General features: G+C 47.0%; 22 protein-coding genes and 2 tRNA genes. 21 read left to right on the top strand and 3 right to left on the bottom strand.

Translation table 11 applies throughout. The features are described 5' to 3' along the window. The first annotated feature begins 14 nt into the window (after positions 1-14). The 5 genes from AC6I2O_RS02980 to AC6I2O_RS02960 all read left to right on the top strand — a co-directional run bounded on the left by AC6I2O_RS02980 (position 15) and on the right by AC6I2O_RS02960 (position 5,741). Entirely contained in the window at positions 15-833 is an 819-nt protein-coding gene (locus AC6I2O_RS02980) for an ABC transporter ATP-binding protein (protein WP_120393287.1), read from the top strand. Beyond that, on the top strand, positions 830-3,604 hold the full coding sequence (locus AC6I2O_RS02975) for an ABC transporter permease (protein WP_497741757.1): 2,775 nt from the start codon (positions 830-832) through the stop codon (positions 3,602-3,604). Before AC6I2O_RS02980 ends, AC6I2O_RS02975 begins: the two co-directional genes overlap by 4 nt. Before the next feature lie 16 nt (positions 3,605-3,620). Further along, positions 3,621-4,295, top strand: a complete 675-nt coding sequence (locus AC6I2O_RS02970; protein WP_120393289.1) for a response regulator transcription factor — start codon at positions 3,621-3,623, stop codon at positions 4,293-4,295. A gap of 75 nt (positions 4,296-4,370) precedes the next feature. Continuing rightward, complete coding sequence (locus AC6I2O_RS02965; protein WP_497741756.1) at positions 4,371-5,291, top strand: sensor histidine kinase; 921 nt, start codon at positions 4,371-4,373, stop codon at positions 5,289-5,291. Between the two features lie 63 nt (positions 5,292-5,354). Then, complete coding sequence (locus tag AC6I2O_RS02960; protein WP_497741755.1) at positions 5,355-5,741, top strand: MerR family transcriptional regulator; 387 nt, start codon at positions 5,355-5,357, stop codon at positions 5,739-5,741. A gap of 127 nt (positions 5,742-5,868) precedes the next feature. Here AC6I2O_RS02960 and AC6I2O_RS02955 read toward each other — a convergent pair. After that, positions 5,869-5,953, bottom strand: a tRNA-Leu gene (locus tag AC6I2O_RS02955). A gap of 166 nt (positions 5,954-6,119) precedes the next feature. Between AC6I2O_RS02955 and AC6I2O_RS02950 the strand changes: the two genes are divergently transcribed. From AC6I2O_RS02950 to AC6I2O_RS02910, 9 genes are all read left to right on the top strand, one after another. Continuing rightward, positions 6,120-6,203, top strand: a tRNA-Leu gene (locus AC6I2O_RS02950). Positions 6,204-6,374: 171 nt separating this feature from the next. Next, positions 6,375-7,565 carry an LCP family protein gene (locus AC6I2O_RS02945; RefSeq protein WP_120393292.1) on the top strand — a complete coding sequence of 397 codons (1,191 nt, stop codon included), beginning with the start codon at positions 6,375-6,377 and terminating at the stop codon, positions 7,563-7,565. A gap of 304 nt (positions 7,566-7,869) precedes the next feature. Beyond that, entirely contained in the window at positions 7,870-8,055 is a 186-nt protein-coding gene (locus tag AC6I2O_RS02940; RefSeq protein ID WP_120393293.1) for a hypothetical protein, read from the top strand. A 111-nt stretch (positions 8,056-8,166) separates the two neighbouring features. After that, positions 8,167-8,475 (top strand): rhodanese-like domain-containing protein, encoded by a 309-nt coding sequence (locus tag AC6I2O_RS02935; RefSeq protein WP_120393294.1) that lies wholly within the window; start codon positions 8,167-8,169, stop codon positions 8,473-8,475. Positions 8,476-8,550: 75 nt separating this feature from the next. Beyond that, on the top strand, positions 8,551-9,093 hold the full coding sequence (yfcE, locus tag AC6I2O_RS02930; protein ID WP_120393295.1) for a phosphodiesterase: 543 nt from the start codon (positions 8,551-8,553) through the stop codon (positions 9,091-9,093). Then, positions 9,090-10,253 (top strand): THUMP domain-containing class I SAM-dependent RNA methyltransferase, encoded by a 1,164-nt coding sequence (locus AC6I2O_RS02925; RefSeq protein WP_497741754.1) that lies wholly within the window; start codon positions 9,090-9,092, stop codon positions 10,251-10,253. The genes yfcE and AC6I2O_RS02925 overlap by 4 nt, the downstream gene beginning before the upstream one ends. Further along, on the top strand, positions 10,250-11,527 hold the full coding sequence (locus tag AC6I2O_RS02920; protein WP_497741753.1) for a lectin like domain-containing protein: 1,278 nt from the start codon (positions 10,250-10,252) through the stop codon (positions 11,525-11,527). The genes AC6I2O_RS02925 and AC6I2O_RS02920 overlap by 4 nt, the downstream gene beginning before the upstream one ends. A gap of 59 nt (positions 11,528-11,586) precedes the next feature. Beyond that, a complete protein-coding gene (gene rdgB / locus AC6I2O_RS02915) occupies positions 11,587-12,186 on the top strand; it encodes an RdgB/HAM1 family non-canonical purine NTP pyrophosphatase (RefSeq protein ID WP_120393298.1) in 600 nt (199 codons plus the stop codon). 3 nt (positions 12,187-12,189) lie between these two features. After that, a complete protein-coding gene (locus tag AC6I2O_RS02910) occupies positions 12,190-12,687 on the top strand; it encodes a metallophosphoesterase (RefSeq protein ID WP_497741752.1) in 498 nt (165 codons plus the stop codon). Between the two features lie 191 nt (positions 12,688-12,878). Here AC6I2O_RS02910 and AC6I2O_RS02905 read toward each other — a convergent pair whose 3' ends face one another. Then, positions 12,879-15,137: a glycogen/starch/alpha-glucan phosphorylase gene (locus AC6I2O_RS02905; protein WP_497741751.1), complete on the bottom strand. Its 2,259-nt coding sequence runs from the start codon at positions 15,135-15,137 to the stop codon at positions 12,879-12,881. Between the two features lie 392 nt (positions 15,138-15,529). On the opposite strand from AC6I2O_RS02905, the gene AC6I2O_RS02900 reads away from it, so the two are divergent. The 5 genes from AC6I2O_RS02900 (at position 15,530) to AC6I2O_RS02880 (ending at position 20,382) form a co-directional block, all read left to right on the top strand. Then, positions 15,530-16,441 (top strand): AraC family transcriptional regulator, encoded by a 912-nt coding sequence (locus tag AC6I2O_RS02900; RefSeq protein ID WP_497741749.1) that lies wholly within the window; start codon positions 15,530-15,532, stop codon positions 16,439-16,441. Next, positions 16,438-17,847, top strand: coding sequence for a sensor histidine kinase (locus AC6I2O_RS02895; protein WP_497741748.1), 1,410 nt, complete (start codon positions 16,438-16,440; stop codon positions 17,845-17,847). Before AC6I2O_RS02900 ends, AC6I2O_RS02895 begins: the two co-directional genes overlap by 4 nt. Positions 17,848-17,902: 55 nt before the next feature. Then, entirely contained in the window at positions 17,903-18,634 is a 732-nt protein-coding gene (locus tag AC6I2O_RS02890; RefSeq protein WP_120393393.1) for a LytR/AlgR family response regulator transcription factor, read from the top strand. Positions 18,635-18,730: 96 nt separating this feature from the next. Next, entirely contained in the window at positions 18,731-19,645 is a 915-nt protein-coding gene (locus tag AC6I2O_RS02885) for an ABC transporter ATP-binding protein (protein ID WP_497741747.1), read from the top strand. Beyond that, positions 19,642-20,382: an ABC transporter permease gene (locus tag AC6I2O_RS02880; protein WP_120393304.1), complete on the top strand. Its 741-nt coding sequence runs from the start codon at positions 19,642-19,644 to the stop codon at positions 20,380-20,382. Before AC6I2O_RS02885 ends, AC6I2O_RS02880 begins: the two co-directional genes overlap by 4 nt. Positions 20,383-20,414: 32 nt before the next feature. Here AC6I2O_RS02880 and AC6I2O_RS02875 read toward each other — a convergent pair whose 3' ends face one another. Then, positions 20,415-21,971, bottom strand: a complete 1,557-nt coding sequence (locus tag AC6I2O_RS02875) for an ASKHA domain-containing protein (protein WP_497741746.1) — start codon at positions 21,969-21,971, stop codon at positions 20,415-20,417. A 262-nt stretch (positions 21,972-22,233) separates the two neighbouring features. On the opposite strand from AC6I2O_RS02875, the gene AC6I2O_RS02870 reads away from it, so the two are divergent. Further along, on the top strand, positions 22,234-22,569 hold the full coding sequence (locus AC6I2O_RS02870) for a hypothetical protein (RefSeq protein WP_497741745.1): 336 nt from the start codon (positions 22,234-22,236) through the stop codon (positions 22,567-22,569). A gap of 88 nt (positions 22,570-22,657) precedes the next feature. Further along, entirely contained in the window at positions 22,658-23,317 is a 660-nt protein-coding gene (locus AC6I2O_RS02865; RefSeq protein ID WP_120393394.1) for an HAD family hydrolase, read from the top strand. The last annotated feature ends 133 nt before the right edge of the window (positions 23,318-23,450 follow it).

Here is a 23,450-nt window from a genome sequence, read left to right as displayed (position 1 = left end):
GAGGCATAGTGGCTATGGAGATTTTAAGATGTGAGAACCTTTCAAAGGTGTACGGCGCGGGTGACGCGCAGGTGAAGGCTCTGGATGACGTTTCTTTTTCTGTGGAGGCCGGGGAGTTTGTATCAATTGTGGGACCGTCGGGGAGCGGGAAATCGACGCTGCTGCATATTCTGGGCGGTGTGGACAAACCGACCGGAGGAAAGGTATTTATCGCGGGAACGGATATTCACGCGCTGAATGAGAATAAGCTTGCGGTGTTCCGCAGAAGACAGATCGGTCTGATCTATCAGTTTTATAATCTGCTTCCGGTATTGAATGTGGATGAAAATATTGTACTGCCGCATTTGCTGGACGGGCGGAAAATGGATAAGGAACGCCTTGATATGGTTGTGGAAAGTATGGGGCTTACTGAACGCAGAAATAATCTGCCTGGTCAGCTTTCCGGCGGGCAGCAGCAGAGAGTGTCCATCGGGCGGGCGCTGTTTAATCATCCGGCGATTGTGTTGGCTGACGAACCAACCGGAAATCTGGATCGGAAAACCGGGGTGGAAATCATTCGGCTTTTGAAGGAATCAAACCGAAGCCAGAAGCAGACCTTGATTTTGATTACGCATGACGAGGGAATCGCGCTTCAGGCAGACCGGATGCTGTGTATTGAAGATGGACGGATTACGCGGGATGAGCGGATTCGGATGAGACAAAGCACAGAGGAGGCATCAAATTCAGGCAAGCACAAAGATGAATTTAATGCGGGAAGCAAAGGGAAAGACGGATTTTTGCCGAAGCAAAATACGAACAGCCGCGGTACAGCAATCGGAGGTGACAGGCAGTGAGAAAAAACATTGTATTTTATGTCACCAGACAGTATATGAAAAAAAACAGACGGCGCACGTTTACCATGTTTGCCGGGATTGTGTGTATGGTGCTGCTTATGACCTGCGTTTTTGTAGGGAAGGAGACCGGAATCGGTTATTTGCAGGAAGTCGCTTCTTTAAAAAAGGGAAAATGGCATGTCAGCATGTTTGATATTACAAAGAAGCAGTATGAGGAAGTGGAGGCGCTCACCTGGGTGAAGGAGACAGCGCTTTCAAAAACGCTTGGCTGTATCGATTTTGCGCAGTCCGGAAATGAGGAGCGTCCTTATCTTAATGTAAAGGGCTATACTTCGCACTGCTTTGACTGGATGAATATTACACTGCTGGAGGGGCGTCTGCCGGAAAAGCCGGGAGAAATTGTTGTGAGTGAAAGTGCACGCCAGGACGGCGCCAGGATTGCCGCAGGAGACGTGATAGAGGCTGATTTTTTTACACGGTCCGTTACAGGGACGGATGCAGAAGTCAAAGAAACCGTGTTTCCGTTTCAACAGCTGATTTTGCATTACGGGGAAACCGTAGAGGTTCCGGAAAATTTCCCGTATTACGAAGAGACGGAAAGTTTTCGGGAAAATAAGGAATATACGGGGCAGCAGGGCACTTATGAAGTGGTAGGTTTTATCGAGACTCCATCCTATGAGGATTCATCTGCGGCCGCTTACACTGCGCTTACGTTCCTGGAAGCAGATATATTATCAGAGGATGTATTCAATCTTACGTTGAAAATGGACCTTGACAAAGTGTCTGACGGATATTTTATGGATATCGTGAAAATTGCCGCAGGCTCTAAATTTGACACAAATGATACGTTACTGGCGTTTTCCGGCAATTCCTCCGAAATGACATTGAATCGTCTTGTCCGGTATATGACAATATTTTTTGTGGTTCTGATCATGGCAGCTTCAGTGCTTCTGATTTATAATGTGTTCAATATGTCTTTTCAGGAGCGCAGCCGGTATCTTGGCATGCTGTGCTCCGTGGGCGCAACGGGAAGGCAGAAGAAAAGCAGCATTTTTTATGAGACGTTTTATCTGATGCTGTTTGCGCTGCCAATCGGCCTTGGCCTTGGGATTGGTGTGATCTATGTGGCAATGACAGTGTTCCGGCCTTATATTGGCGCTTTGATGAACATGGAGGAATTTGTGGAAGCGTGCCCGGTTACAATCAAGATTGTACCGGAAAACCTTGTTATGGTGGCAGCTTTTTCCGTACTCACTGCTGTGATTTCCGCGTGGCTTCCGGCGCGTAAAATCGGAAAGATCGGGCCAGTAGAATGTATTCGCGGGAATGTGGAAAAAAAGAGCAGACAGTATAAGATGAGCCGTATGCTGTATCGTGCAAAGGCAGCAGAGGGGATGCTGGCCAGAAACAATCTTACGCGGCGCAGCCAGAAAACGAGATCTGTCCAGCGGGCGGCGGCTGTATTTTTGGTACTTCTGATTGTTACGGCTTTTGGAAGCAGCGCTGTGTCCAGGGTCGTTACTTTGAAATTAAAGGCATCTGATTTCACCATGAAACGGGAAAATTACGACTATGTAATGTATGGAAATGATGATATAATATACGAGGCAGTAAAAAAGGAAATCCAGGCAGACCCGGGGATTACGCAGGCGGTGGAATGGGGCGACCTGATGTTTGTGGGAGAAGTGCCGGGTTCTGTATACAGTGCGGAATATGATACGGCGCGCCGTGATATATTTAACCTGTATTATCACAGGGAATTAACGGATGAGGAATATGAGCAGGAGGCGCCGACTGATTCCTATGTTGTGAATTTCATGATGGTAGATGATGAAACGCTGGCGCGGATGGCGGAAAAGACAGGCGCTGATAAGAAAAAGCTGCTGGACCGGGAACGGCCTGCAGCTCTGGTTTTAAACGAAGGGATGATGTCTACAGACAGCATAAGCGTTTGGGACAGGGAACCGGAGCGGTACCGCTATTACCGCATTCATGCGATGACAGATTTACAGGTAGGAGATGAAATTCCCGTAAGCATTTATTCGCCAAAAGAAGAGAAAAAACAGGTGATGCCTTTGGAGATTGCAGGGCTGGGTTCGCACGAAGAGCTGAAAGATTACGTAGAGGAAGTGGGAACGAATTATCTCTGGCTGTTTGTAAATGAAGGTGTGTACGCGCAGATTGGCAAAATAATAGATTCCGAGACCGGCAGGCATGGTATGTCGGATCGGCGGCTGATGATTCGGACCAACGGAGAGACGAATCAACTGATTGAGCGTGTGAAAAAGTTGCAGGATGGAAATAATGCCGGAGTGCTTCTGTCCGGAAACGAGGCCCAGATGGAATTCGGGGACGCTATTCAGAGTATTGCCAATGTTCTGCTGATCTCCTTTGTTCTGTTGACCTCTGTAATTTGTCTTTTGAATCTGTTTAATTCCGTCCAGGGATGGATGACCGGCAACAGCCGCGAATTTGCAGTATTAAAGTCAGTCGGTATGTCGGGCGGTCAGCTGCGAAAGATGCTGCTGTACGAGTGTGCTGGGATCTTTGCGAGGGCGCTGCTGGTAGCAGGTATTTTTTCCACACTGCTGATTTACGTGATTCGCTTCGGATTCCATACGCTTTTTGGAAATATTGTGATCTGGCTGCCAGTTGGACTGGTTGCAGGCGCCGTGGTACTGGCTGGCAGCGTGCTGGTTGGAATTACGCTGCGCTGCTGTGCAAAGGTACAAAAAGAAGAGATATTAGAAAATATCCGCCGGGAAGGCTGATGGAAAGGAACATACTATGAGGGTTTTGATCGTGGAAGATGACAGTATTATTTTGGATGGCCTGCAATTTGCGCTTGCACAGGAGGGCTATGAAGTGCTTGCAGCTTCCACGGTTTCGGAGGCGCTTCGGCTCATCGGCAGCAGGCCTGAGATAGATATTTATCTTCTAGACGTTATGTTGCCGGATGGAGACGGGTATCAGATCTGCCGGGAAATCCGGCAGAAGAGCCGGACGCCGATTTTGTTTCTGACTGCATGTGACGATGAAGTGAGCACCGTGCGCGCCCTGGAACAGGGCGCGGATGATTATATTGCGAAACCGTTCCGCATCCGGGAGCTGTTGGCGCGGATGAAGGCAATTCTGCGCCGTACAAAGCAGGAAGTGATTCCTGGCGAACTGTTGACGGTCGGGAAAAATCAGGTAAATTTGCAGACGGGAAGGATATTTGCTGATAAAGAAGAAATAATTTTGACCGCAATGGAGTACAGGTTGCTGCTCATTTTCCTGCGGCACCGTGGACAGACGCTTTCGAGAGGACAGATTTTGCAGCTTATCTGGGATGAGGCCGGGGATTATGTGAATGATAATACGCTCAGTGTGTATGTGAAGCGGCTTCGGCGAAAGCTGGGGGATACGGCAGAGGGGGCGCTGATTCGGACTGTGCGGGGTGTTGGATACTGTATGGAGTGAGGAAAAACGTGGGAGAGCCTACTTTGAAGAGTCGATGAGCGTACCTGATTTTATGTAAGTGGAAAGGAAAACAGCATGGGTATGGTGTTTGGCCTATTGGCAGCAGGGCTGGGGGTTTGTCTTATATTTGTTCTCGGCTGGCAAAGGAGACAGAAGAGGCAGGTAGAGGAACTGACAGAATATCTGATGCGGATGCAGGATTATCCGGAATTGATGCCGCCGGCGAAATGCATGGAAGGGAAGATCGGGATTTTACAGAGTGAGATTTACAAGCTAGTTGTGCAGACGAAAGAGCAGTCATCCGTGGCAATGCGGGATAAGGAGTATCTGGCGGGAATGCTTTCGGATATTTCGCACCAGATTAAGACGCCACTTGCGGCTGTCACGATTCTGACTGATCTTTTGAAAAATCCGGATTTGCCGGAGGAAAAGCGAGCTGAGTTTACGGAAAAGATTGATTCGCAGGTGGCGCGCATTACGTGGCTGATTCGAAATCTGCTGACGCTTTCTCAGCTTGATGCCAATATGCTGAAATTGAAGCGGGAACGGGTGGGCGTGGAGGCTTTGCTTCAAAATGCCTGCCAGCCGGTTGCAGTTGCGGCAGAACAAAAAGGAATCCGGCTCATTGTTCCAGAATGCAGTGAGATGGAGATGGTCTGTGATGTGCGTTGGACATCAGAGGCCTTTTCCAATATTGTGAAAAACTGCGTGGAGCATACTGCAAACGGAGGTGCGGTGGAGATTCTGGTGAGCCAGAATAATTTCGCGACGAATTTTGTGATACGGGACAACGGCGAAGGGATTGCGAAAGAGCATTTACCGCATATTTTTGAACGGTTTTACCGGGGAGGAAATACCTCGGGAGAGAGTGTGGGGATTGGCCTTGCAATGGCAAAGCAGGTGTTCCTGATGCAGAATGGCGTGATTGAAGCAAGCAGTGAGGTGGGAGTTGGAACGGAATTTCGGGTGAAAATGTACTGGACAGAAATGGCTTGACATAGAGCGCACTGTAGCCTTTAAAATTGAAGATATAAATACAAAAGAGAGGGCGGTCAGAACATGGAGTATACGATTTCGCAGGCAGCAGAAAAAGCAGGTGTTTCGGTTTATACGCTGCGTTACTATGATAAGGAGGGACTTCTGCCGTTTCTGGAAAAGCGGGCAGATGGAACGCGGGTATTTAAGGACAGTGATTTTGAGTGGCTGAAAACGATTTCCTGCCTGAAAGATACAGGGATGTCGATCAGAGAAATCAGGGGATTTATCAGTCTTTGCATAGAGGGGGAGCGTACACTTGAAAAACGGCTGGAGATCATGAAACGCCATCAGATTGATTTTGAGGAAAAGATGGAGCAGATGGAGCGTTATCGCGCAGCGATTCAGTTTAAGGTAGCGTATTATACGGAAGCGCTTGCAGAGTGGAGGAACACAGAGCATACGATGTAACAGCAGAAGGGCCCAGAGGCAAAAGCTGAATGGGCAAATTTGCATATTTATATTTTGTGAAAAAGTTGATAAAAAACAAAAAACAGGGAAATCTTATCTTTATAAGATTTCCCTGTTTTGAAATTAGTGCGGAAGATGGGACTTGAACCCACACGATCGCATTGATCACAAGATCCTTAGTCTTGCTCGTCTGCCAATTCCGACACTTCCGCGAACAAACAGTATAATAGCAAAAAACAGGAAGAAAGTCAATACTTATTTTGAAGAAAATTAAAATTTTTTTGTTGAAAAAATTTTGAAAAAAATTGTAAATAACTATTGACATTTTGTGGGTCATGTAGTATTATAACGTTCGTGAGTTGAAAAACTTACCAATACGCGGAGGTGGCGGAATTGGCAGACGCGCAGGCTTCAGGTGCCTGTGGTAGCAATATCGTGTGGGTTCAAGTCCCATCCTCCGCATAAAGCTTTCCGGAGTGACTGGAAAGCTTTTTTGTTATATTGAGAAATTTTGTAATATTAAGAAATCTTCAGGATTTCTGATTTGATTCAAATTGAAAGGATCGAAATGGCGCAGGTGTCACACATACACCTTTATTTTATCCGCCAGAGAGCTCAGGAGGGATTTTCAATATGTCAAGAAAAAGAGAAAGAGAGGAACGTCCCAATTCTTATAATGGACGGGGGGGTTACGAAAGCGATAATAAAAGAAAAAAAAGCGGCATGAATATGAAAAAGGTGTTCGCGATCAGCTTTTGCATTGTGCTGGGCATTGTGTTTATCAGTGGCGGCGTAATTTACAAACTGGGACATGACCTGTACAGCAATGTAAATTATGTTGCAGATGAAGACGTGAAGAGGCTTGAGACACTTCCGGAGCATGTGGTGAAGCAGATGGAGGAGGAGGCGCGTGCAGCGGCTCTTGAGGCTGAATCAGATGTAGATGGCCTTGGCGGTGTAAAGGTCAGTGCTGACGAGCTGGACAGCATTCACAATAAAATGAGTAGTATGACGGACAAGAAGACAGCATCAGACAATGATATTTACAATATCCTTCTGGTTGGTGTAGACCGCAGGGACAAGACGTGGAACGGTAATTCGGACAGTATGATTCTTGTTTCCATAAATAAGAAGGACAACCGGGTGACCATGGTTTCTCTGATGAGAGATACGTATGTGGACATCCCGGACGTTGGTTATGATAAGCTGAATGCCGCTTATGCGTGGGGCGCAGGTCCGCTTCTGTGCGAGACGATTACGAACACTTATAAGGTACAAGTAGACCGTTATGCCGCAGTTGATTTCTTTGATCTGATTGATATTATTGATATTATTGGCGGCGTGGATATGGAGATTACCGCAAGCGAGGCGGAAGTAATGAACGGTTATATCCTGGATATGTGTAATCTGATGAATGTTGACGGCTATGCACATCAGGTACCTGTGGGCGGTGGGTACATCCACTGTGACGGCGTACAGGCTGTTGCGTATGCAAGAAACCGTTACGTTGGAAATTCAGACTATCAGCGTACCGAGCGTCAGCGCTATCTGATTCAGCAGCTTATGGGCGAAGTGAAAGGTATGTCCGTCGCGCAGATGACAGATAAGATGCAGTCTATTCTGGGACATGTTACGATGAATATTCCGGAGAGCGAGATCTGGAGTATGATTCCAGAGCTTCCAGAAATGCTGGAATACAAGTTCGAGACAGACCGTATTCCGTATGACAATATGTATGATGTGATCGACGTAAAAGGACAGGGAATGCTTGTTCCGGATTGGGAGCCGACGATTGATAAGCTTCATGATTTCATTTATGGTTAGCAGTTTGTATCATAGAAGAAGGAAACGCAGCCTTTGGAGTAAATCCGGGGCTGCGTTTTTTGTAACTTTATAAAGGAAAATGGGATTTTTAGGCAAAATGAAACAGCAGGTAGGGGAGCTACCTGCTGTCTCGAGGGGAGTATAAATAATTAATAAGGGGTTTGTAAAAAAAATTGTTTTGAAGGGTAAATTCTTTTTACAAAAGAGATTATAATATAGTTTCCAGAAAATTGCAATACATATTTTTTAAAAATATTGGAACAATAACGGTGTAATGAAAAAACAAAAACAGGAGGCTATTATCATGGCTAAAAATGCGAATAACATGGAAAATGTAGAATCCAAGAATACGAATTCTCAGAACAAAACCCAGAATGCAAGTGGTACAAATTCTTCCACAAACAGCAACTCTAAAAACTGCCACAACACCAACAGCACAAAAAATAGCTCCAGCAAGAACAGCAAAAACGAGGCTGACTACGAGTACTAAGATGAGATTTCAAAAACGGGGATGCGAAGGCATCCCCGTTTTCACGCTTACAGGATATCTATCATATAAAGATATGCGTCATATAATAAGAAAAAAGGAGTATTTCAAATCATGGAAACAATTTCGGCGAAGGAACTTGAACGGTATGCCCGGGAGGGAAAGTACCTTATTATAGATTTGAGGTCAGGCGCTGAGTTCAGACAGGGACATGTGCCGGGGGCGGTAAATGTGCCGCACGGACAATTTCGCGGTATGGTACCCGGACGTCCGGGAGAACCGGTGATTTTGTACTGTGACCGCGGAGCGCTCAGTATGGCTGTAGCCAGGGAATTGGAACAGAAAGGGCGCCGAACGATGAGCGTGGTAGGCGGATTTATGGCTTACCGGGGCCGGGCCGTATCTGGTACAATGAAGGGATAAATGATATAACGATTGACAAAAAAGGCAGGAGGGCATTAAGATAGAGAAGGAAATGAGGTACATAAGGAGGAGAGCATGAAGCTTTTGATTGCATCGGATATCCATGGATCGGCCTTTTATTGCCGGAAACTGATGGAGGTGTACGATAAGGAAGGGGCAGATCGTATGGTGCTGCTGGGAGACATTTTGTATCACGGACCACGAAATGATCTTCCGGCAGAATATGCCCCCAAAGAAGTGATACGGATGCTGAACGGGAAACGGCGTGAGATTTACGCGGTGCGCGGGAACTGTGAGGCAGAAGTGGACCAGATGGTGCTGGAATTTCCGGTGCTTGCTGATTATATGCTGCTGTTTCATGGGGAAACTGCAATCTATGCGACGCATGGCCACGTGTACCATGAAAAGAATCTTCCGCCAATGAAACCGGGAGATGTTTTGCTGCACGGCCATACGCATGTCCTGTGTGCAGAGGAGAAAGCAGGAATCCTGATTCTGAATCCGGGCTCCGCAGCGCTTCCGAAAGGCGGAAATCCACCGACGTATGCAGTGCTGCGAGACGGAAGGTTTACCATCAGGGATTTTGAAGGAAATACAGTAAAGGAAATCATAATATGAAAAAATTATACGAACTGATAGCACCTTGTCATTTTGGCCTGGAGGCTGTATTGAAGCGGGAGATTCTGGATCTTGGCTATGAAATTAGCAGTGTCGAAGACGGCAGGGTGACATTTCTGGGAGATGCGCAGGCGATTGCAGATGCGAATGTTTTTTTGCGCACCGCAGAACGAATTTTGTTAAAAGTAGGGACCGTGCATGCTGAGACATTTGACGAGCTGTTTGAGCGGACCAAAGCGCTTGCGTGGGAGGAGTATCTTCCGAAAGACGCAAAATTCTGGGTTGCCAAAGCGACTTCAGTAAAGAGCAGACTGTTCAGTCCTTCAGATATTCAGTCCATTGTGAAAAAAGCGATCGTAGAACGGCTCAAAACGGTATATGGGGTGAGCTGGTTCCAGGAGGACGGAGCGCAGTATCCGATTCGCATCTGTTTTATGAAGGATGAGGCGTTGATTGCCCTGGATACGACTGGAGAGTCCCTGCACAAGCGCGGTTATCGTAAACTTACGGCGAAAGCGCCGATTTCGGAAACTTTGGCTTCGGCTTTGATCTTGCTTACGCCCTGGAAAAAAGACCGGATTCTTGTGGACCCATTCTGTGGGAGCGGGACCTTTCCAATTGAGGCAGCCATGATAGCGGCCAATATCGCACCTGGTATGAACCGTTCCTTTCTGGCGGAAAGCTGGGCGAACCTAAGTCCGCGCCGTCTGTGGTACGATGCAGTGGAGGAGGCGCAGGATCTTGTAGAAACAGAAGTTGAGACGGATATTCAGGGCTACGATATTGACGGAGATGTGGTTCGAAGTGCAAGAGAGAATGCCCGTCTGGCCGGTGTGGATCATTTGATACATTTTCAGAGAAGATCGGTTTCAGAGCTGAATCATCCGAAAAAATATGGTTTTGTCATTACAAATCCTCCTTACGGAGAGCGGATTGAGGAACGTGAAAATCTCCCTGGCCTTTATCAGGAGATTGGACGTGCCTTTTCAAGGCTCGATTCCTGGTCGGAATACGTCATTACCTCTTACGACCAGGCAGAAAAATATATTGGTAAAAAGGCAGATAAAAACAGGAAGATCTACAATGGAATGATCAAGACGTATTATTACCAGTTTTTGGGGCCGCGGCCGCCGAAGAAGGGAAATGGAGAGCGGATTTGAGAAAAAAGAGAAGCATGGTATGGTTTGCAGCGGCGCTTTTGGGAATGACAGGGATGTTTTTGCGGGCAGAAGCGGATGGTGAGCTGCCTGTGCAGTGGTATGCCGGGGATTATGGAAAAAAGCCTGTGGTACGCGATCAGGGAAAGTATGGAACATGCTGGGCACTGAGCGCTGCATCTGCGATGGAGGCAGCGTTGCTTCCGGATGAGCATATCATATTTTCAGCAGATCACCTTTCACTTGGCAATACATTTACCGTGGATACGGAGGATGGCGGGGATTATCTGATGCTGATGGCGTACCTGAGTAGCTGGCAAGGACCCGTCACAGAGGAAGAGGACCCGTATGGGGATGAGTATTCGCCGCCCGGGCTGTCTCCTGCGGTTCATGTGCAGGAGGTTCAGGTACTGGAATATGGGGCTATAAATGAGATAAAAAAACTGGTTCAGGAATACGGCGCTGTGCAGACTTCGCTGTACATGGACCGCAATACGACATCATCGGAGTCTCCTTATTACAATCAGGATAAGAGTGCATACTATTATTATGGGTCTGAGATTCAGAATCACGATGTAGTGATTCTTGGCTGGGATGACACGTATTCCAGATTTCATTTTCGGACGCCGCCAGCGCAGGATGGAGCTTTTATTTGTCAGAACACCTGGGGAGAAGCATTTGGTGAAAATGGTATTTTTTATGTTTCCTATGAAGACAGTAATGCTGGTGATACGGTCATTTCGTACAGCAGGATTGAGGGAACAGACAATTATGACCGGATTTATCAGACGGATGACTGTGGCTGGCAGGGGAAACAGGGATACGACGACGATACCTGTTGGTTTGCAAATGTGTATACGGCAGTTTCCGATGAGTGGTTGTCTGCTGTCGGCGTGTATGCGACAGCAGCAGAGGCTTCCTGTGAAGTTTATGTTGTACCGGATTTTGCGGGGCCTGAATCGTTCGAAAAAAAGGAATTCCTGCAAAGCTGTGAGATGGATGCCAAAGGCTACTATACGATTGATCTGGAAACGCCGGTTGCCCTGGAAGCGGGGGAGCGTTTTGCAGTGGTTATAAAAATGACGACACCGGGCGAATGGAATCCGGTGGCGGTGGAATATAAATCGGACGAGTATACGCAGAATGTGACAACCGATGGCAAAGAAGGGTATCTGAGCCAGACCGGAGACTACTGGCAGAATACGGAGGAGGAATTCGGGACGAACGTGTGTCTGAAAGCGTACACGAATGCAGATATTGTGTCTGAAGGGATGTGAATCAGTGATTCCATTCCAGGGCGCGTCCCGGTTAGGGATGCTGTAGAGGAGAAAAAATTATGGAAAAAAGAATTATTTTTGCGACCGGGAACGAAGGGAAAATGAAAGAGATTCGTATGATACTGGCGGATCTTGGCGTGCCCGTAGTTTCCATGAAGGAGGCCGGCGTGTCGGCAGATATCGTGGAGGATGGGAAAACGTTTGCTGAGAATGCGGCTATCAAGGCCCGGGCGATTATGGAACTGACGGGTGAGATTGTTATGGCGGATGATTCAGGGCTTGAGATTGATTATCTGGATAAGGCGCCGGGGATTTATTCTGCGCGTTTTATGGGAGAAGATACCTCCTATACGATCAAAAACACAGCGCTTCTGGAAAAACTAAAGGGCGTACCGGATGAGGAACGGACGGCCCGGTTTGTGTGTGCGATTGCATGCGTGTTTCCTGACGGAACGCTGCTGGAAAGTTATGGAACGATGGAAGGCAGAATCGGTTATGAGATACGTGGAGAGAACGGGTTCGGATACGATCCGATTTTTTATCTGCCGGAGTATGGATGCAGCTCAGCAGAAATATCGCCGGAAAAGAAAAATGAATTGAGTCATCGTGGAAAAGCGCTTCGTGCCATGAAAGAACGACTGGGAAATATGAGGGATTGAATATTGGAAAATCAGAAAATAAAAATTGTTATTATAAGTGATACACATGGACACGAAGAGAACGTAAAGAAGGTTTTAGAACGCGAAGGAATGCCGGATCATGTGATTCATCTGGGAGACTCAGAGGATAGCGGCATCCGGTTAAGCCAGACGCTTGCCTGCCCGCTGCACATCGTTGCCGGAAACTGCGACTTTTTTTCCTGTCTTCCTAAAGTAGATTTTGTGGAAATCGCAGGACATAAAATCCTCATCACGCATGGGCACTACCACTATGTGTCAGTAGGAATTCGGGACCTGGTAGAGGAGGCAAAGGTAAATGATTGTGATGTGGCGATGTTCGGCCATACACACAAACCGTTTTTGGACCAGAGCGACAGCGAGGTAACTGTGCTCAATCCGGGCAGCCTCTCTTTTCCACGGCAGACAGGCCGTAAGGCCAGCTATGCGGTGATGGAGATAGAAAGTGACGGAGCGGTAACGTACCGGCAGGAATATCTTTAATATACAAGGTTGAGTAACGCGTCTGGAAAATCGGGATATGGCAATAAAAAAGAAGCTGCAACACAGGCCTTTGTCAGCAGGAAAGATGACAGGATTGTGTTACAGCTTTTTTGTTTGAATAACGCTTATCAATTTTTATTCAGGTGTCCTTGGCATTCTGTAATTGAAAGCTTTGCGGAAGGAAGAACGGGTTATTGGCCCAGCTTCCAGATTTCGTTATTATACTGCTCGATAGTGCGGTCAGAAGAGAAGTATCCGGCTTTGCTGATGTTGATCAGCATTTTTTTTGCCCAGGCCATACGGTCCTCATAGTCACGCAGCGCCTCTTCTTTTTTCGCTTTGTAGGCCTGGAAGTCAGGCAGTGTCATGAACCAATCCTTGTTGATCAACTCATTTTTCAGGCGCTCTAGATGCTCCCTGCTGCCGATTTTCAGCAGTGTATCGCTGGTGATGAAATCAATGGCGCGGCGGATTGCCGGATCTTTTTCATAGTAGCTTCTTGCGCAGTAATCGCTGTTTGCGTAGTGTGCGATGACCGCGTCGCTGGATTCTCCGAATACATAGATGTTTTCGTCACCGACGAGCTCGTGAATTTCTACGTTTGCTCCGTCTTCTGTTCCGAGAGTGACAGCGCCGTTTAACATGAACTTCATGTTGCTCGTACCGCTGGCTTCTTTGGAGGCCAGTGAAATCTGCTCGGAAATATCACAGGCCGGAATCAGGTGTTCTGCGTTTGTCACATTATAATTTTCTACCATAACCACCTTCAGATAGGGACTTACTTCGGGGTCATGATTGATAACGTCCTGCAGGCATAGAATCAGATGAATGATGTCCTGGGCGATGACGTAAGCCGGAGCCGCTTTTGCACCGAAAATTGCAGTGACCGGAGTAGTCGGCTTATTGCCTGCCTTGATCTCAAGGTATTTGTCGATCAGATAAAGTGCGTTCATCTGCTGGCGTTTGTACTCATGCAGACGTTTTACCTGGATATCAAAAATCGAGTTTTCATTGATTTCCAGTCCCTGCGTATGCAGGAGATAGTCTTTCAGTGCCTTTTTGTTGTCCTGCTTAATGGCAAGAAGCTGATTTAATACGGTTTCATTATCTGTAAAAGCGGCGAGTTTCTCAAGTTCGTCAGCATTCTTTTTAAATCCGTGTCCAATGAGGGAGCTGATCAGTTCAGTAAGCTTCGGGTTGGAGTGAAGCAGCCAGCGGCGGAAGGTAATGCCGTTTGTCTTGTTGTTGAATTTTTCCGGATAAATCCGGTAGAAATTTTGCAGCTCATTATCTTTCAGGATATCTGTATGGAGGGCAGCCACGCCGTTCACACTGAAACCATAGTGGATATCAATGTGCGCCATGTGGACACGGTCGTCGCGGTCAATGATGGCAACGGATTCATCGTTGTAACGTCGGCGGACTTTGTCGTCGAGTACTTCAATAATTGGCATGAGCTGCGGCACTACCTTTTTCAGGAAATGTACCGGCCATTTTTCCAGCGCTTCCGCAAGGATTGTATGGTTGGTGTAAGCGCAGGTGCGGCTGACAATATCAATCGCTTCATCCATGGAAATGCCGCGCTGCAAAAGAAGACGAATCAGCTCCGGAATTACCATAGTCGGATGTGTATCGTTGATCTGGATCACAGCATAATCAGGGAGATCATACAGCTTGCAGCCCTTTGCTTCGCATTCGTCAAGAATCAGACGGGCAGCGTTTGAAACCATGAAATACTGCTGATAGATACGCAGAAGCTGTCCTGCTTCGTCGCCGTCGTCCGGATACAGGAAAAGCGTGAGGTTTCTGGCAACGTCGTGTTTGTCAAACTGAATGCCTTCTGTGACGATGGACTCATCAACGCTCTCCACATCAAAAAGATGCAGCTTGTTTGTGCGTCCCTCGTATCCCGTTACTGCAATGTCATACAGGCGGGAGGTGACAGTAAGATTTCCAAATGTTATCTCATAGGTTTTGTCTGTTTTGGTCAGCCAACTCTGATTTTCGATCCACGGATTCGGTTCTTCGGTCTGGAGATGGTTTTTGAACACCTGCTGAAACAGGCCGTAATGATAGTTCAGGCCAATGCCGTCGCCGGGAAGGTTTAAGGTGGCAATGGAGTCCAGGAAGCAGGCTGCCAGACGTCCGAGACCGCCGTTTCCGAGAGACGGTTCCGGTTCTGTCTCCTCAACCTGACTTAAATTCTTTCCGTTTTCCTCCAGGACTTTCTTTACATCGTCGTAAATGCCCAGATTGATCAGATTGTTGGAGAGCAGTTTTCCGATCAGAAACTCTGCGGAAATATAATACAGTTTTTTCTTTCCGGCGTTGGATTCTTTTTCTTTTGCCATTTTCTGTACCATGGCAAGAAGTCCAAAATATAACTCTTCATTGGTACAGTCGCTGATCTCTTTGCCACAGGCTGTTTTCAAAATTTTTGTCAGGTTCATAATGGTGCTCCTTTCGTAAATGTCCGCATGACCGGTTCTATAAAAATTTTATTCTGTTACTTTATATATATTTTTTCAATTTTTATAGTTAGAAGTATACTTAGTTTTTACTGGTTTGACTTGCAGTATACTCCGAAGAACTTGTACAATTCTATCATGAAAGAAGAAGCGTTTCTGAATGTTGTTAAGCTGTTTTCTGAATTGCTTTCTGACACGTTTTATTTTTCTGTGACAGAACGAGTATATTATTTTAGGGAGCAAAGTAATTCACAGGAAACACGGCTGGTTGAATTTATAAATGATTTTTGTTACACTGAGAACAGAAACGTGATGAAACGTATGATGGATAAAATTGGAGAAAAGTCCGGAAAACGCGACTTGGAGGGCATGGAATGGACCGCGGAAAAGCGTACGAAAATTATCATGAGAAAAAAGAACATACCACGGTAGAGTTTCCGTATAATACCTATCTTTGCACCATACCGCTGGATTTTCTGGAGGTTCCGTTTCACTGGCATGAGGAGGCGGAGTTGATTGTAATCAAAAAAGGCAAAGGTGTCGTGCTGGTCGATTTGTGTCCTTATGAGGTGGCGGCGGGAGATATTGTGTTTGTGTTGCCGGGGCAGTTGCATGCAATTCGCCAGAGAGGCGGATGTGTGATGGAATACGAAAATATTCTGTTCAGATCTGAGCTGCTTGAAGGATCAGGGGTTGATCTGTGCAGCAGTCATTTTTTACAGCCGTTATTTTCAGGTCTGGTAAACTTTTCACCCTATATCGGAGAGCACTGCACTTATTATGAAACGGTATCCGGCTGCATCGCGCAGATTGATTCTGTTTGCAGCAGGCGGCCGTTCGGGTATCAGATAGCAGTGAAGGGGTTCTTATTTCAGCTGTTGTTTGCGCTGCTCACGAACCATACGATGATCCAGGAGACGGGCAGCCAGACTGGACACAGGAAAGCGCTGGAGAAGGTGAAGCTGGTGCTTGCATACGTTCAGAGACATTACGGGCGGGCGATATCAATTGAGGAAATTGCTGGAGTATGCCATTACAGCAAATCACATTTTATGAAATTCTTTAAAGAGGCGATGGGCGTGGGCTTTATCCAGTATCTGAATGATTACCGGCTTGGAATTGCAAGCCAGCGATTGCTCTCCGGACAGGAAGGGATTTTGGAAGTGGCCGGAAGCTGCGGGTTTGAGAATCTTTCTTATTTCAACAGATTGTTTAAAAGGAAATACGGGATGAGTCCCGGTCAGTTCCGCAATCAATATGTAAGCAGAAAGGATAATCGTTTATGAGCTTACAGGGAGTGCTGGCGTGGAATGTTCTGAGCCAGCTGATCAGTTTTTTTGTATCGTTGTGTCTGCTTGTCTTTTTTACCGGCAGGATTCGGAACTTCCGCCGTATGGTACCAGCAGGAGTGATATATATTGCGGTGACGGCTCTGACAGGGGCATACTGTTTTAAAGAGGGGCTTTTTGCCTCAGAACTTCCGGTGTTTCAAACCTTGTTCTTATATTTTGACGCGTTTTTACTGTCATGTGCGGTTTGGTTACTTCAGGAAGAACGGTGGTCCTTCAGTTTTTATTATGGATTTCTGATTAGTTTTCTGGGAATCGCAATTCCGGGAATGATGGTGCCGATTTTGTTCCGCAATTATGATTTGTCAGTGCCCTTGGATTTTATCGTGTATACCGTTGAGAATTATGTTTTTGCGCCGATCTGGACGATCCTGGTCGGTTATCTGTTAAAATCACTTGGCTTTTCGCATTCTCTGAATTATCTGATTCGGGAAAAGGGAGTAAACCGGTTCTGGAGAATCTTCCTCTTTGTGCTTCCATGTCTGAATCAGCTGGCTTTGTATCTGGCGAATAAACTTTCCATGTTTCACAATTCCAATCCGGTCGTTGAGCTGGCTATGCTGCTTCTGACCTATGGAATGTTCAGTTATGTGCTGCGAAGTGAAATTCTGGAAAAGCAGATTCAGGAACAGAAAGCGAGTCTGTACCAGCAGAGGTTGTATGTGCAGAACCTGGAAAAGGTGCAGGCGGAGATGCGTATCTTCCGGCATGATTATAAAAATATGATGGCGGGCATGTACCTTCAGGCAAAGGAAGGTGATTTGCAGGCTGTGACCGATTTTATCTCGAGGATGACGGCAGATTTTGATGCACAGGTAGGCGAGCAGATTCGTCAGACCTCAAGTCTTGCGGCAATTGAGCTGCCGGAACTGAAAAGTCTGCTTCTGATGAAAATCATGGAGGCCCAGAAACGTGGGATTTCCTGCAGGCTTGAAGTATCGGGGCAGGTTGGTGCGAACGTGATAGGGATGAATCAGTCTGATTTATGCCGGGCGCTGGGTATCCTGTTTGACAATGCAATGGAGGAATTGCAAGATCTTTTAACGTCAAAAGAAGAGAATAAGGCATCTGATTTGAAATTTGACATTTTGATTGTCAGCCAGAAGACGATGCTTTCCTTTGTGGTAAAAAACAGCTGCCGTCAAACGGTAGATACTGCCCGCATGTGGCAGGAGGGCTATTCCACCAAAGGCGCAGATCGCGGGCTGGGGCTGGTCAGCTACCGCAGGATTATAGAGCAATATGAAAATGTTGCAGCAATTACTGCTGTGAAGGATGGCGAATTTGTGCAGGAACTGAGAATTGCCCCAACACGTAAAGACAGGCATGGCAGAAAACGTTAAAAATCTGGTGTCTGTTTGCAGCAGGGGGAAAAACAGGGAAAGAGAGGAAAGGGGTATGTTGCCCGTATATTTGTGTGAGGATGATGAAAACATTCGTGCCATGGAGGTACAGGCGCTGGAAAAACAGATTCTGATACAGGGCTTTGATATGGAACTTGCCTGTGTTACGGCTCGTCCGGAGGCGCTTTTGGAGGTAGTGAAACGGAATCGGAAAAGAGGAGTTTATTTTCTGGATGTAGAGCTGAAGGGGGAATCCATGGATGGCTTTGCACTGGGGGCGGAGATCCGGAAGCTGGACCCGAGAGGTTTTTTGATCTATGTGACTGCGTTTCGTGATCTGGCGTTTGAGACGTTCCGGCATCATCTGGAGGCTCTGGACTATATTGTGAAGGAAAATCAGGAAGAAATGCTGGATGGGATAGGAAGATGCCTCCTGATTGTCCAGGAACGTCTGCTGAAGGAGAAGGCGGAAAATCAGCCGTATTTTACGGTGCGGATTTTGGATACGGTTCGGCATATTCCGATTTCAGATATTTGTTTTTTTGAGACTGGGGGACGTACGCACAGGATTATCCTCCATGCCGTAAACGAGCGGATGGATTTCATCGGAAGCCTTCAGGAGATTGAAAAGCAGCTGGGGAACCGGTTTGTCCGGGCACACCGTGCGTATCTCATTAATCCAGAACATATTCAGGAACTTGATTTAAAGCACAATGAGGTACGAATGAAAAATGGGGAGGTCTGTTTCGTATCGCGCAGCATGAAAGGAAAGCTTCTGGCTCTGTAATTTCGCTGTCCGGGCAGTAAAAGAAACTGTTCGGGCAGTATTTTTCTGTATAGAAATAAAATATGGTATGCTCCTGGTGTTTGAAAGGAGGCAATTATGAGCCAGAAAATTGTATTAGAACTGAACGCAGTTTCGAAGCGGTATAAGACGGAGCTTGCCCTGAAAGATATTTCTCTTACGCTTTTCGAAGGGGAAATTTTGGGGTTTTTGGGACCGAGCGGCGCTGGAAAGACGACTGCAATCAAAATTATTACGGGGCAGCTTCGGCAGACTTCCGGAGAAGCCAGAATTCTCGGGACAGCATCAGAGAATCTGGATGCGTCCATTTATGAAAAGATCGGTGTGGTGTCCGATAACAGCGGAGTTTATGAGAAGATGACGGTGCAGAGAAACCTGGAGATTTTTGCAGGCATTCTGGAAGTTCCAAAGAGCAGGGTTACGGAGGTGTTGCAGCAGACAGGGCTTTATGAACACCGGAAGAAACCGGCCGGAAAGCTTTCCAGAGGCCAGGGACAGCGTCTTGTGCTTGCGCGTGCAGTGCTGCACAGACCGCGGATTTTGTTCCTTGACGAGCCGACGAGCGGCCTTGATCCGGCTACGGCAGTGCAGATTCATGAAATGCTTCTTGCGCTGAAAAAAGAGGGAATGGCCATTTTTCTGACCACACATAACATGGAGGAAGCCGCATGTTTGTGCGACCGGGTAGCGCTTTTGTGCCGGGGACAGATTGCAGAGCTTGATTCTCCGGAGGCACTTTGTATCAAATACAATACAAAAAAACAATACCGGGTACGACTCGAGAATAACACGGAGGTTACGCTGACAGAGAGCCCCGAGGATATTGGAAAACTGACAGAGTATCTGAAAGAAAACAAAGTGGTGACATTACATTCCTGCGAACCGACACTGGAGCAGGTATTTTTACAGGCAACCGGTTACCGCCTGAATGTAGATCAGGGAAATAACCAGAAACATTCAGGGGAAACCCGCAGGAAAGGAGTGGTACGATGAAGGCGATAAAAAAGACGTGGGCAGTTGCTGCGATCAAATATGAGGCGCTTGTGCACAATATGGCGGTATTGACCGGACCGTTCATGACGATCGGCCTGGTGCTTTTGATGCGTTTTATTTACCAGGACAAATCGGACGGAACCATTCACCCGGAGGCGCTTGCCAGTCTTCTGGTACTTGGCATTTCATTGAATATGTGTATGAATGGCGTTGCAATGGTGTCCTCACTCATAGCAGAAGAGAAAGAGAAACATACGCTTCGTGTCCTGATGACGGCATCTGTAACCGGCGGAGAATATTTTGCAGGGACGATCCTGGTACCGCTTTTGCTGACTGTGGGGGTGAATCTGCTGATTTTGCCAATCACAGGATGCACGGTAAGCGGCGCCGGGCTTGCGATTTATTTTGTAATTACTGTGATAGGGGCTGCAACAAGCTGCGTGATTGGCATGATTATCGGTATATATTCGAAAAACCAGATGAGTGCGAGTATGCTGTGTATGCCGGTTCTGTTTGTATTTACATTGATTCCGCTGTTTTCAGGCCTGATCGAAGGACTGGAAAAAATTACCGGATATTTGTTTACCGGGGTTTTGAGCGAGGCAGCAGGTGAAATCGCACAGGGGCGTGTGTACCACCTCGATGCATTTCAGACTGCTGTGCTGATCGGCGAGCTTGTGATTGCGGTCCTTGTATTCCTGCTTGCATACCGGAAAAACGGGTATGAAAAAGACTGAGTTTGTTGTGCACCAGAGCAGGAACGCAGGTACTAGGATGACTTCTGTAAAAGTTTTGCGGCAATACTGGGATACTGTTGCATGTCCGTATGAGGGATAAATTTTGCAGCCTGCATTTTCAGAAGGAAATCCGGCATGGAACCAAACTGAATATAGTAAATCGTCTGTTGGAAGTAGCGGATATCTTCTATACGGCTTTTGTGTAACAGCAGCTCTCTTGCTCCGGCGAGGGAGCTGTTTTGCAGGCAGTGGAAGGTTGCGCGGGGCAGATCCGGGAAAATGCCGACCGTGATGGCGGATTCGAGATCTGCATAGGTACCGAATGCACCGGAGGTATAAAAGGCAGTCAAATCTTTTGGTGTAAAACCGGCATTTTCCAGCAGACAGTCAATCATGGTATAGGCGGCGGCTTTCGTGTCAAGGTACTGTCTGATATCGGTCTGGGAAAAATAAAGCATCTGTCCGTTGGCAGATTCTTCCTGGAGTGTGTAGACTGCGGCATATTCTTCTGTTTCCGGCAACCAGACAATGCGGTCAGAGGCCGAAGGATTTAGAATTCCGGAGACATCAATCCAGCCATTTAAACGCATCTGTGCGATCAGGTCAATGATGCCGGAGCCGCAGATTCCGACTGGCTTTGTGTTTCCGATTGTCGTACAGCAGATGGAAGCTCCGTCAATTTTTACGGTATCAATGGCGCCTGGAAGGGCACGCATGCCATACTTGCTGATACCGCCTTCGAGAGCAGGTCCTGCGGCGCCGGCGCCGGCGAGCAAAAAACTGCTGTTGCCAAGCACGAGTTCTCCGTTTGTCCCAATATCAAAAAAGATAGAAAGACCGTCTTTTTTATAGAAATCTGTGATCAAAAGCCCACTTGTGATATCTCCTCCCAGATAATTGGCAATTGCCGGAACAAAATAAACAATGCCGGGGAAGGGCAGGCCGATTTCGGTACCGGTAAAGAAACCGGGATCGCACGCAACCGGCGCATAGGGAGAAGAAAAAACAGTCCAGGGATTGAGCCCCAGAAGGAAATGCACCATTGTCGTGTTTCCGGAAACAATCATCATCGGGCAGGAGGCTGCCGGGATACCTGAGGATTTTTCAATCTGTTCCAATAAGGCTGAAAAGGTATTACAGGTTGCCCTGGTAATTTCTTGAAGGCGTGCCGGGTCGTCCTTTCCATAGATGATGCGCGTCAGGATGTCGTCCCCGAATGCAATCTGCCCGTTCATAAGCTTCGATTCTGCAAGAACCTGGCTGGTATTTAGGTCAATCAGCTGCATCACTACCGTAGTAGAGCCAAGATCGACGGCAAGGCCGTAATGGGCCTGTGTTGTGTCGCCGCTTTCTATATTGGTAATAAGGTACTCGTGTTCCTGCCAGATTGCAGTGACTGTGATGTCCCAGGAACTGTTGCGGGCAAGCGGATAGAGCATCCGCAGTACGTGCAGCGTCATGCGCGCAGGATAATAGCCTGCTTGTTCCAGTCCGGCAAGAATGCGTTCACGGTCGCCTTCCGGGCGTTCCTCTGTCGGTGCGGTGAGCTTCAGGTGTATTTTTTGACTGAATGTGTCTGTGGATTTCAAGGGATATTTCTCCTTTTCGGTTTTTAAATGGATTAGGCAGTTGCTTCTGATCCTGAGAGTAGTTTCGGAAATTGCCTGTTTTTTATACGGATAAGTATAGCATAAAATTGTTTGGATAGAGCAAAAGAATAATTTTATGATTTCGAATAAATGTTCGAAAAAAGGGTTGCAATGTCGAAACATGTGTAGTAAAATACGAAAAGAACAAATGTTTGCGAACAAGTATTCGAGTTATAAATTTAGGAAACGGGGAGTAAGGGGAATGAAAACGCAGAGAATATACAGGGAACTTACCGCGAGAGGAAAGGTAGTATGTGCACTGGCCGGGGTGCTGGAAGAGCTTTTGGCGTTTTGGGTGTTTGGAATACGGTCTTTTGCCTGTTCCGCTTTACTTGCAGGGTTTGTCGCAGTAGTCCTGTGGTTTATGTTTACCGTGGTGACAGCTGCCGGTATGACAGGTATTGATGAAGTGTGGCGTATGTTGCGGGGGGCTTCAGGAGGAGCATATGAGCCTGCGGCATGTAAAGCAGAGTTACAGGTTTGTGATGAAGCATTGCAGGTGACAAAAGAAGACGCTGTATATGCGAAGGCATCGTGAAAAACGAAAGAGAGGTTGAAAATCCAGTTGCTTTGCATTACAATAAATGGCATGGGTGATCGAATTTGTTGTAAAAAGGAAAGAGAGCATGAACAGACGGTATGACGCGGTAATTTTTGATTTGGACGGAACACTTCTTGATACGTTGGCTGATTTGACAAACGCAGCAAATGCAGCGGCTGGCAGGTACGGATTTGGGAGCTATACGCTGGATGAGATCTGTGGTTTTGTAGGAAACGGCATTCGTAAACTGATCGAGAGAATGCTGCCGGACGGATTGGACAATCCGCATTTTGATGAGGTGTATACATTTTTTTGCGAGTACTATGGTAAGCATTGTATGGATGAGACAGAGCCATATCCCGGCGTGATGTCACTTTTGGATTATCTTCATAAAGAAGGCTATCAGGTGGCCATCGTCTCCAATAAGGCCGATTTTGCAGTCAAAAAACTGCGCGATGTGTATTTTGGCGATCTGGTTGCCGCTGCGATTGGAGAGCGGGAAGGTTGCAGAAGAAAGCCATTTCCTGATGCGGTATGGCAGGCTTTGGAGGAACTTCAGGTAGAGCGGGAGCGCGCTGTGTACGTAGGAGATTCCGATGTAGATTTCATGACGGCTCAGAATGCCGGAATGGATGGCATTTTGGTGAGTTGGGGATTTCGCAGCCGGGAATTTCTGCTTTCCCATGGGGGTCGGCCAGATCAGATTGTGGCAAATGTAAACGAGCTGAAGAAGATTTTAGAATGATAGATGTAAGAAAAAATTTATAGATTTTGTTGACAGACCGTAAATACAGGTGTAAACTACTGTCAATCAAGCGAAGGCGCTGTGGTACATCCACAGTGCCTTTTTCGCTGCAAGGATGCGCGTCCCTGATGAT

The organism is Blautia sp. St.27G3, assembly GCF_059728505.1.
This window is presented reverse-complemented; position numbering and strand designations above follow the sequence as displayed.

Excerpts from the sequence above, each read along its gene's own strand:
- AC6I2O_RS02980 (WP_120393287.1), top strand. The coding sequence starts at position 15 with ATGGAGATTTTAAGATGTGAGAACCTTTCAAAGGTGTACGGCGCGGGT.
- AC6I2O_RS02970 (WP_120393289.1), top strand. The coding sequence starts at position 3,621 with ATGAGGGTTTTGATCGTGGAAGATGACAGTATTATTTTGGATGGCCTG.
- AC6I2O_RS02965 (WP_497741756.1), top strand. The coding sequence starts at position 4,371 with ATGGGTATGGTGTTTGGCCTATTGGCAGCAGGGCTGGGGGTTTGTCTT.
- AC6I2O_RS02960 (WP_497741755.1), top strand. The coding sequence starts at position 5,355 with ATGGAGTATACGATTTCGCAGGCAGCAGAAAAAGCAGGTGTTTCGGTT.
- AC6I2O_RS02945 (WP_120393292.1), top strand. The coding sequence starts at position 6,375 with ATGTCAAGAAAAAGAGAAAGAGAGGAACGTCCCAATTCTTATAATGGA.
- AC6I2O_RS02940 (WP_120393293.1), top strand. The coding sequence starts at position 7,870 with ATGGCTAAAAATGCGAATAACATGGAAAATGTAGAATCCAAGAATACG.
- AC6I2O_RS02935 (WP_120393294.1), top strand. The coding sequence starts at position 8,167 with ATGGAAACAATTTCGGCGAAGGAACTTGAACGGTATGCCCGGGAGGGA.
- yfcE (WP_120393295.1), top strand. The coding sequence starts at position 8,551 with ATGAAGCTTTTGATTGCATCGGATATCCATGGATCGGCCTTTTATTGC.
- AC6I2O_RS02925 (WP_497741754.1), top strand. The coding sequence starts at position 9,090 with ATGAAAAAATTATACGAACTGATAGCACCTTGTCATTTTGGCCTGGAG.
- rdgB (WP_120393298.1), top strand. The coding sequence starts at position 11,587 with ATGGAAAAAAGAATTATTTTTGCGACCGGGAACGAAGGGAAAATGAAA.
- AC6I2O_RS02905 (WP_497741751.1), bottom strand. The coding sequence starts at position 15,137 with ATGAACCTGACAAAAATTTTGAAAACAGCCTGTGGCAAAGAGATCAGC.
- AC6I2O_RS02900 (WP_497741749.1), top strand. The coding sequence starts at position 15,530 with ATGGACCGCGGAAAAGCGTACGAAAATTATCATGAGAAAAAAGAACAT.
- AC6I2O_RS02895 (WP_497741748.1), top strand. The coding sequence starts at position 16,438 with ATGAGCTTACAGGGAGTGCTGGCGTGGAATGTTCTGAGCCAGCTGATC.
- AC6I2O_RS02890 (WP_120393393.1), top strand. The coding sequence starts at position 17,903 with ATGTTGCCCGTATATTTGTGTGAGGATGATGAAAACATTCGTGCCATG.
- AC6I2O_RS02885 (WP_497741747.1), top strand. The coding sequence starts at position 18,731 with ATGAGCCAGAAAATTGTATTAGAACTGAACGCAGTTTCGAAGCGGTAT.
- AC6I2O_RS02880 (WP_120393304.1), top strand. The coding sequence starts at position 19,642 with ATGAAGGCGATAAAAAAGACGTGGGCAGTTGCTGCGATCAAATATGAG.
- AC6I2O_RS02870 (WP_497741745.1), top strand. The coding sequence starts at position 22,234 with ATGAAAACGCAGAGAATATACAGGGAACTTACCGCGAGAGGAAAGGTA.
- AC6I2O_RS02865 (WP_120393394.1), top strand. The coding sequence starts at position 22,658 with ATGAACAGACGGTATGACGCGGTAATTTTTGATTTGGACGGAACACTT.